The sequence below is a fragment of the Candidatus Kuenenbacteria bacterium HGW-Kuenenbacteria-1 genome (genome assembly GCA_002839745.1).
Classification (GTDB): domain Bacteria; phylum Patescibacteriota; class Patescibacteriia; order UBA2591; family PGYQ01; genus PGYQ01.
This window is the reverse complement of record PGYQ01000020.1, coordinates 1-9,906: the sequence shown is the minus strand read 5'-3', so window position 1 is coordinate 9,906 and position 9,906 is coordinate 1. Positions and strand designations below refer to the sequence as shown.

Here is a 9,906-nt window from a genome sequence, read left to right as displayed (position 1 = left end):
GTTTTGTTGTTAGCTTTTTACATTTTCCCATGGTATGATTATACCATAATTCTTAGATTTTTAGAAATAGGGGTGCGGTATCTGGATGTGATGTCTATAATTATCTCCAACTAATTTTTTAAAGACATTCGTCTCGTCATTATTTTTAAAAATACGATCATAATATTCACATGAATCACTACTATCTTGTGTTTGCACAAAATCTTCTAATTTTCTTATTTTTATAACTCCATTTTTTACATAATTCCCAGCAAAATGAACTCTTACTCCATGAAATGGCAAACAATCATCATTTGTTGTTTCTATTTCAATAATATTATTAATATCATTTTCTTTCTTAATAAAATCTACTTGGCATTGCGATTCTTTATCGTCTATATCTCCTACAATGCTTACAGCATTATTATCAACAATTTTTGCTTCTCCATTTAAAATACCTGTATGGGATCCATTAAGAGCCTCGAGTGAAAAAGAAAATGAATTTTCTGTTTGATTTTTTATAATAAGAGTTCCGTTATAATCTTGCATTGAATCTTCTAATACCCATTTACCTTCCCAATTTTTATTTAAAGGCTGTTCAATTTTTTTTTCTTGTTCATTTTTATGTCCAAACCAAGTTCTTATAACAGGTTCTCCTTTGTAAAATTGTAATTTTTTATTAGTTCGAAATGTCCGTTTGTCAAATGAAACTATAAAACTTTGGCAATACTGACAAAAAATTTCTATAGTATTATCATTTAAGAAACGAGTTTGTTCAGGTATAGGGCTTAAATAACTAAAAAAAATTTCTATTTCTTTTGGCATAAATAATTTTAACTCTCGCAACAATACCTTGTAGCTATAGGCAGTCGTAGCTCCACCATTCCCTTCAATTATAATTACTTCATATTTATTATTAGTTGAAACCATACGATAAATATTTTTTTCCTCATAGAAAACTTTCCCTAAAAAATAAATAAACGCAAAAACCAATAAAATAAAAACTAATAAAACATTTACTAAGTATTTTACCCAACTCCGAATGTTTAATTGGATTAAGATGATACAAAAAATTAAAATTACTGAAAAAACAATCAATGTTCCATCATTAATTCGATTAAATAAAGCATAATTCAACCCGTTAATTTTAGCTATTATTAAAGTAATAATAGAAAAAAATAACAATATAAATAAAGTGATATTGATTATTTTTTTATTAGACATATTAATTTCCATATTAAAAATCATCAAAAATACTTATTTGCTTTTCCAATTCAACATCTTGCGACACAAAAAATGTTACGATAAATGGATTTTTCCCCTTAACTAAAATTTTTAATCTTTCAAAAATATTTAGAGCCTAAAAATGAAAAAGTTGCAAAATAATCTTCTTCTGTTTCTTGTCTTCTTATTAATTCAACTTCTTCATTCTCCTTTAATAAAATTTCTTTACATCGCAACTTTCCATTATAATTAAATCCCATTGCTCTGCCATGTGCTCCAGCATCATGCAAAACTAAAATATCATCAACCTCAACTTTTGGCAATGATCTATCAATTGCAAATTTATCACTATTTTCACAAAGAGAACCAGTCACATCATAAATATAGATGGAAAATTCTCTTTTCCTAATACACTGATATGATGATATGCGCCATATATTCCAGGTCTCATAAAATCAGCCATACAAGAATCAAGCCCAATATAATTTTTATATTTTTTTGCTATATGTCTTACTTTTGTAACAAGAAACCCATTTGGTCCTGTTATTATTCTCCCGCATTCCATAACGATTCTTAATGGCGCAAGTCCATTTGCGACAATTATTTCTTCATAAAGTTTTTTTATAGAATTAGCAACAAATTCAATATCAACTGGTTTTTGTTCTGGTTTATAATCTATGCCAATTCCTCCGCCCAAATTTACAAATTCAAATTTAATATCTAATTTTTTTGAAATTTCTACAATTAAATTAAACAACATTTTTGCTGTTTCTATAATATATTCTGATTCAATCATATTAGAAACAATCATTGTGTGCAAACCAAATCTTTTAACACCTTTTTCCTTCATTATTTTATAAGCCTCAAAAATTTGATCTGTTGTTAATCCATATTTCGCATCTTTTGGATTTCCAATAATTTCACTTCCTTCTCTTAATGGTCCAGGATTATATCTAAAACAAATTAAATCTGGAATTCCAGCATGTTTTTCTAAAAAAGAAATATGAGTAATGTCATCTAAATTTATTATTGCTCCAATTTTTCTCGCAAAAATATATTCTTCTGCTGGTGTGTCATTTGAAGAAAACATAATATTTTCTCCAACAATCCCAACTTTTTCAGATAAAATTAATTCTGGCCCAGAACTACAATCAGCGCCAAAACCTTCTTGTTTTAAGATTTCTAAAATATATGGATTAGGACAAGCCTTCACAGCAAAATAATTTTTAAAACCTCCTGCTTCAACCCAATCAAACGCTTTATTTAATCTTCTAGCAATTTCTCTTATTCCTTTTTCATCATAAATAATAAAAGGAGTTGGATATTTCTCAATTATTTTTTCTATTTGTTGTTTTGTAAAAAATGGTTTTCTAATCATATTTTTTTTCTTATTCTTGCCCTATTAACATTTCTTTTTGCGCTTTAGTCTGTAAAAAAGCAATTACTTCTTGTAATTCATTAAATTTATTTTGCGCTTCCAAAAGTCGTTTTTCATTTATAACATATCCTTTAACTAAATAATCTTTTAATGTTTTAGTAGCCCAGATTCTAAATTGTGTAGCATTCTTGGAATTAACGCGATAGCCTACTGACAAAATAATATCAAGATTATAATACTCAATATCTCTTTCTATTTTACGATTTCCTTCTATTTGAACTGTTGCGATTTTTGCAACAGTTGAATTTTGCTCTAATTCCCCGCTTTGATAAACATTTTTTATATGACGCGATATGCCAGATTTATCAGTTTCAAAAAGAAAAGCAATTTGATTAAGAGTTAACCAAACAGTTTCTTTTTCTAGCCGTACCTTAATATCAACCTCTTTTTTAGAAGTTTGATAAATTATTATTTCTCCCTTATTTTGAATTTGATTATTTTTTCTCATAAATTAATAAATTATTTTTAATACTTTTCACTGCTTTTATAATATTTTCTTTATGACCAAAAGCGCTGAGACGAAAATATCCTTGCCCACTGGGACCAAAACCAACTCCAGGTGTTATCACAACATTCGCTTCACTTAACATTTTATCAAAAAAATCCCAAGAATCCATTTTATTAGGAGTTTCTACCCAAACATATGGCGCGTTTTCTCCTCCATAAACTTTTAATTTCATTGATTCTAATCCTTGCTTAATAATTTTCGCATTATCCATATAATAATCAGCTAACATTTGACATTCTTTTTGACCTTCATCACTTAATGCAACTAATCCACCTTCTTGAACAATATTTGAAGCTCCATTAAAAAAAGTTGTTTGTCTTCTATTCCATAAATTATTTAATTCTTCTAAATTACTATCTTCGCAAATTAATTCTTTTGGTACAATTGTCCAACCTAATCTTACTCCTGTAAATCCTGCAATTTTTGAAAAACTATTTATTTCAATTGCGCATTGTTTTGCTCCATTAATTTCATAAATACTTTTTGACAATTCAGAATTTGAAATAAAAGCAGAATAAGCAGAATCAAAAATAATTATTGATTTATTTTTTATTGCATAATCTACAAATTTTTTTAATTGTTCTTTTGTCGCGCAAGCACCAGTAGGATTATTTGGAAAACATAAATAAATAATATCAACTTTTTTATTTGGAATTTCTGGAAAAAAATTATTTTTTTCAGAACAAGGCATATAAACAATTTTTTGATATTGCTTTTTTTCAAAATTAAAATCGCCTGCTCTGCCAGCAATAACATTTGTATCAACATAAACTGGATAAGAAGGATCTTGAATCGCAATTATATTATCTAAACCAAAAATAGATTGAATATTAGCTGAATCTGATTTTGCTCCATCACTAATAAAAATTTCCAAAGCATCTATATCTACTTTTCTTTTTTTATAAAATTCTGCCAGTGCATTTCTTAATCTTTTATCTCCTTGCTCCTTGCTCATCGCCATATCCAGTATAAGTTTCAACATTGCCTAATTTTTCAACACCAAGATGAAGTCCTTTTAAAATAGCTGGCGTTATTGGTTCAGTTGTATTTCCAATACCCAATCTCATTATTTCAACCTCAGGATTATTTTTAATAAATTCATTTACTCTTTTTCCTATTTCTGGAAATAAATATCCTCCAGCTAATTTTCTATAATTTTGATTAATCTTTGCCATATATTTAAGTTAAAATTAAATTAATCCTAATTGTATTTTTTTCATTACTTTTTCTGCTTCGCCTTCTTCATATTTTCCCTGTGCCCAAAGTTGTAATCCATCTTCCTCTGTTCTAGGAACTACATGAAAATGCATATGAGAAATAACTTGTCCAGCGACAGGATTATTATTAACAAAAATATTATATCCTCTTATTTTTAATCCTTTTATTATTGCTTTGCCAATTTTTTTTACAACCTTAATAACTTTACACAATTCTTCATCTGAAATTTCTTCAAAATTCGCATAATGTTTTTTAGGTACCACTATCGTATGCCCATAATTTACCGGGGCAATATCTAAAAACGCCAAAACACTTTCATCTTCATAAATTCCATAATATGGAATTTCTTTTTTTATAATTTTACAAAATACACAAGCCATAAAATTAAAGTTAAAATTAAATTAAAATATTATTTTATTTATTAAAAATTTTTCTTTCTTAATTTTGCGCTAATTAAAAGCATTGCTATTAAACAAAACAACCCAAAATATAAAAACCAATTAGGATTTAAATAAAGCGTTACAAAACCTTGTTTTAAATCTTCTAAAAAAATTAAAATAAAAAATCCCATTAAAAAAATTAAGCTTAATTCTTTAAACAATTCATTTACTGCCAAATAAATTATTTTTTTAGTCCAAGTTTCCATAAACAATAAATAGGTTTTAGATTTTAGGTTTTAGGTTTAGATTTTGTGTTTGTTTTTTAAAAAATTCTTGCCAAGTCAAAGGATCTTTTTCTAAAATAATTTTGATTTTTTTAAATTTTATTTTTTGTATTAACGCAGTTTTATCAGAAGCAGAAATAATAAATTCATAATTATAATCAATCAAAGAAATGTTTTCTAAAGAAAATGTTAAATTGGCTTCCTGCCAATCTTCATTTAAAATGCTTTTTTTAGACAAAGATTTATTTTTATAATCTTCTTTTTGTAAACCCCATGTTTCTAGTTCTGTCAAATTTTTTCTTATTCCTAGATCTAAAGGAATATTTGATGGATTTTGATAAATAATAGTTAAATGCGCTTTTTTAAAATATTGAGGAGCTCTTACTTTAAAATAAATTGGCATTTCAACAATTCCGTTGCCATAAATTTTTTCTTTGGGATAAAAATCTGAAATAAATTTTTGCGATGTTTTAAAATCTTGAGTTGCTTCAAAATAACCCGAAGGAACATAATTTTGCCAAAAAAGACAAGCAATTAAAATTACAAAAAATAAAATTAAAAAATATCTAATAAATTTTATTGCAAAAAAAATTAATTTCATAAAATTATTTATAAATTTATGGGGTAGATGAGAGCCTCTGCTCTCATCTTTTTTTCTTTTCTTTTCTTTTCTTTTTTTTCTTTTGGTTGGAGCAGAGGCTCCAACCTACCCAAATCTTTTGGTTAGAACATCTCAACCTAGGGTTAATTCATGTATATTTTATTCAATTCTTTTTGTGCCTTCTTTCTTTTTCATCCCAATTAAAGGCAAAGAAACATAAAATGTCGTGCCTTTATTTTCTTCTGATTCAAACCAAATCTTACCATCAGAATGCTCAATAATTGATTTCGTAATATACAATCCCAATCCTGTCCCATCTGTATCTTTTTCTTGCACATTATCAGCGCGAAAAAATTTTGTAAACATTTTGTATTGCTGATTTTTGGGAATACCATAACCAGTATCAGAAACGCTAATTAACACTTGATTATTATCATTTGACAATAAGATTTTAAGTGTTATTGTGCCATTTTCTGGTGTATATTTCACTGCATTAGATAAAAGATTTTGAAAAACAATGCGTATTAATTTTGGATCAATGTTAATTTTTGGAATTTTTTCATTATATTGTTCAATAAATTCAAGTTTTTTCTGAATAATCTGCGGTCTTAATTCATTGATCACACTACGAGCAAGATCAATAATATTTGTTGGCTCTGGATTAATTACAAAAGTACCCATTTCTAAACGAGAAACATTTAATAATGCATTTACTAATGCGACCATTCGTTGATTCCCTTTATATATTTGATTTAAAAATTCCTTTTGTTGTTCATTTAATTCTCCGGCATCGCCAGTTAAAAGCATTTCTGTATACCAATTAACAGCAGACAACGGGGTGCGCAATTGATGCGAAGCAATTGAAATAAATTCTGTTTTCATTTTATCTATTTCTTTAATGCGGGTAATGTCATGCAAAATAATTGCCCCGCCAATAATTTTTTTCTCTGGATCATAAATTGGTAAAACAAATAATTCATAAATAAAATTAACAATTTTAATTTCTTCTGAATATATCTTTTCGCCTGTTTGAAGTGTTTTAGAAATTTTTTTTTCTATTTCTTGTTCAGGAAAAAGTTTTTGAAATTCAGATAAATAAAATCCATCCCGTGGAAGTCCTGTCATTTTTTGAACAGCTGAATTCGTTAATAAAACTTTTTTATTTATATCAAACATAATTACTCCGTCGCTCAAACTTTCTACTAACATTTTTGTTCGCGAATGCTCTGTTTTTGAAAGTATTTTTAGACGCGAAAGAGTTTCAGCCATTACTCCAACAATGGTAGTAAAAATATCGCGATGCACTTGAGTAAAATAATTAGGTTTAATTGAAGAAATGTTAATTATTCCCAATAACTCATTCCCAATAATAATTGGAACACTTTCTAAAGAAAACGGTTTTAAAAAGGCTTGTTTAGAATAATATCCTCCCAAAACCTCAAATTTAATTGTCTCGCGCATTTGGTTAATTATTGCTTCTCTTTGCAAAATTGAACCAGATAATTGTTCTAAACAAGATTTAATAGATTTTTTAATAGGATTAAAATAAGCATCGCCAATTTCTATTTGAGCATATATAAAACAAGCGCAAAATTGAGAAGAAGCAGAATCTATAGGAGTAATACAATAAAAATAATTTGTTTCCTCTGGTAAAATTTGTCGCATTGCGCGAATAACTTTTTCTATAATTTTAGCAATATCTAAACTTGAACTTAATTCATATATTAAAGTTTTAATAATATTCAAATCACGATAACGCTCTTTTAATTCTTTTTGTCCTTCTTGCGTATCTTCTAAAATATTTAAAATCGCTAAACGTTGTTTTTCAAGTATTTCTTTATCCTTTTTTAATTCTTCAAATGTGTTTGAATCAATTTGTTGGTTTAATGGCATCATAATTTATTATTAATTAATTTTATTAAATTCCTTGCTCAATTTGCCATACATTAATAATACGAAAATGTTCTATTATTTTATCTAAAGAATCAAAAACAACAATAATAACCTTAATTTCTGGATAATTATCAAGAAATATTTTGTATTTGTTTTTTTTAAAAAGCTTGGGCTGAACTTTAATTTCTAATGCTAGATTATCTTTTATCACAAAATCAATTTCTTGTTTTTGAATTGTTCGCCAAAATTTAATTTCATCAATATCATAATTTTCTAATAATTGCCGAAAAGTAATATTTTCCAAAAAAACTCCTTTGTCTTCTCGCTCATAAAATGTTTTAAAATTATTTGAAAAAAAATTTCTTAATCCTAAATCTAAAAAATATACTTTAGGCATTTTGGTTAATTCTTTTCTGACATTTTTAAAAAATGGACTAATTAATTTTAAATGAAAAGACTTTTGCATAACATAAAAATAATGATCAATGGTTGTTTTAGAAACTCCAAGAGTTACGGAAAGTTCAGAAGCATTTACCAAAGAACCAATTTGTGAAGATAAAATCTTAAAAAGTTTATAAAAAACTTCTTCTTGTTTAATATTAGCCTCAAAAATATCTTTTTTAATATAAGAATATGCAATATCACGCAAAATATCTATTTTATCTTCTATTGAACTGAGTACTACCCGCGGATATCCTCCATATGTAATATATTCTTGAAAATATAAAATAATTTTTTCTTTTTCCGAAAGAGTTAAATTAAAAAAATCTTTTTTTGATAAATCTTCCTCATTTTTAAATCGCAAAAATTCTTTAAATGACAGAGTTAAAACATTATAAATTTTTTTACGACCAGCTAATGAATCTTTAAATTTTGTATCTAAATAAAAAGCTGATGACCCCGAAGCTAAAATTTTTATTTTACCATTATATTCATCATAAAAATATTTCAAAAAATTTGACGGATTTTTAAGATATTGAATTTCATCAATAAAAACAAAACTCTTTTTAGTTAAATTAAGTGAAATAATCTTAAAAAGATTTTTTGGAGATCGATTTAATAAATCTAGATAATCCGGATCTTCAAGATTTAGAAAAAAAGTTTCTTGCCCAGTTTGTTTTAAAAAATCTTGTAATTGTTTTAATATTGTAGTTTTTCCGGCTTGTCTGGGACCAATAAATAACATTATCTGATCGTTATCAAGATATTTTTTTGCTTGATTGGTTATGTTTCTTAAAATACTCATAAATTTTAATAATTTAAATAAATTAATTTTACTAAATACATTTTATCGGACATTTTGTATTTGTCAATACATATAATACTATTTATTATTACAAAATTCCCTTTTTTATTCTTTTAATTTCTTTTTTTAATTTAATCATTTCTAATTCCCGATTAACCATTATTTCATTAAATCGCTCTAAAACATTTAAAGAAGCTTTTAATTTTTCTTCGCTATCTCTCAATGTTTTGCTTAATGTTTTTTCATATTCTTTTTCTCTTCTTTCTCCAATATAAGAAATCTGCAAAAATACAAACCCTAAAGCAATAATTAATAAAGGAAAAAATTTAAAATATTCTGTTATTGCTTGAGAGCTATCTAAAATCTCTAAATCTAACCCATGTATTATTAATTGTTTTTCAAAATTAATTTTTTCTGTTTTTTCTATTTGAACACTAAAATAAAGCCCTGCAATCAAGAGCGTTATTCCTAAAATTATAAAAATAGGAGTAGTTATTAGTTTAAAGGTTTTAGGTTTTAGGTTGTTTAAATGCATAGGATAAGGATTAGATGTTAGGATTAGGATTTAAGAAAATATTTAGTAATTTGATAAATTTCAATTACTCGTTTAATAGATTTTTGCCAAACTATTAAATCTTTATATGATTTTATTTCTTTATTTATAATAAAATAATAAACATTAGGAAGTTTTCTAGGCTAAGCTCTTTTTTAACACCTATTTAATTCGGCTCTCCGTCGTTTATAGTGGGTAGCTCATTACGCTTGGTAAATTAAATTTTAGTTTTCCGGTTTAATGGTCAAAAATGGTTGCTATAATAGTTAAATTTGCTTTAAGATTAGAATAAATATTAAGTTTATTATTAAAACACTTTAACTATTATGACAAAATTAAAAAAAACATTGTCCAAAATGCGGTAGCAAAAATACAAAAAAATTTGGTAGAAGAGATAATCGTCAACGATATTTTTGTCACAACTGTGAATCTACTTTTACTAACCGAAACAAAATAAATTCACAATTAAGGCAAAAAATTTGGTTTAAAAAATGGATTATTGGAAAAATGATCTTACAGGAATTGTCAGATGAAAGCGGAAAGTCGGTCAGTACATTACAGAGATTATTTAGAAATTATTTA

Annotated in this window: 8 protein-coding genes and 2 pseudogenes; all 10 read right to left on the bottom strand. The window is 26.2% G+C overall.

Annotation, left to right across the window (positions count from 1 at the left end):
* Positions 1-60: 60 nt before the first annotated feature.
* Positions 61-1,227, bottom strand: coding sequence for a hypothetical protein (locus CVV26_03290; GenBank protein ID PKL72032.1), 1,167 nt, complete (start codon positions 1,225-1,227; stop codon positions 61-63).
* A gap of 95 nt (positions 1,228-1,322) precedes the next feature.
* Positions 1,323-2,581 (bottom strand): annotated as a pseudogene (locus tag CVV26_03285) (diaminopimelate decarboxylase).
* A gap of 10 nt (positions 2,582-2,591) precedes the next feature.
* Positions 2,592-3,089, bottom strand: a complete 498-nt coding sequence (locus CVV26_03280) for a virulence factor (protein ID PKL72031.1) — start codon at positions 3,087-3,089, stop codon at positions 2,592-2,594.
* Positions 3,076-4,324 (bottom strand): annotated as a pseudogene (locus CVV26_03275) (LL-diaminopimelate aminotransferase). Before CVV26_03275 ends, CVV26_03280 begins: the two are co-directional and overlap by 14 nt.
* A 15-nt stretch (positions 4,325-4,339) precedes the next feature.
* Entirely contained in the window at positions 4,340-4,747 is a 408-nt protein-coding gene (locus CVV26_03270) for an HIT family protein (GenBank protein ID PKL72030.1), read from the bottom strand.
* Between the two features lie 41 nt (positions 4,748-4,788).
* The gene (locus CVV26_03265; protein PKL72029.1) at positions 4,789-5,013 is read right to left on the bottom strand and encodes a hypothetical protein; all 225 of its coding nucleotides are present in this window, start codon (positions 5,011-5,013) and stop codon (positions 4,789-4,791) included.
* Positions 5,014-5,029: 16 nt separating this feature from the next.
* The gene (locus tag CVV26_03260) at positions 5,030-5,632 is read right to left on the bottom strand and encodes a hypothetical protein (protein PKL72028.1); all 603 of its coding nucleotides are present in this window, start codon (positions 5,630-5,632) and stop codon (positions 5,030-5,032) included.
* A gap of 159 nt (positions 5,633-5,791) precedes the next feature.
* Positions 5,792-7,528, bottom strand: a complete 1,737-nt coding sequence (locus CVV26_03255; protein PKL72027.1) for a hypothetical protein — start codon at positions 7,526-7,528, stop codon at positions 5,792-5,794.
* A 22-nt stretch (positions 7,529-7,550) separates the two neighbouring features.
* Entirely contained in the window at positions 7,551-8,771 is a 1,221-nt protein-coding gene (locus tag CVV26_03250) for a hypothetical protein (GenBank protein ID PKL72026.1), read from the bottom strand.
* Positions 8,772-8,859: 88 nt separating this feature from the next.
* Entirely contained in the window at positions 8,860-9,306 is a 447-nt protein-coding gene (locus CVV26_03245; protein PKL72025.1) for a hypothetical protein, read from the bottom strand.
* Positions 9,307-9,906 lie beyond the last annotated feature (600 nt).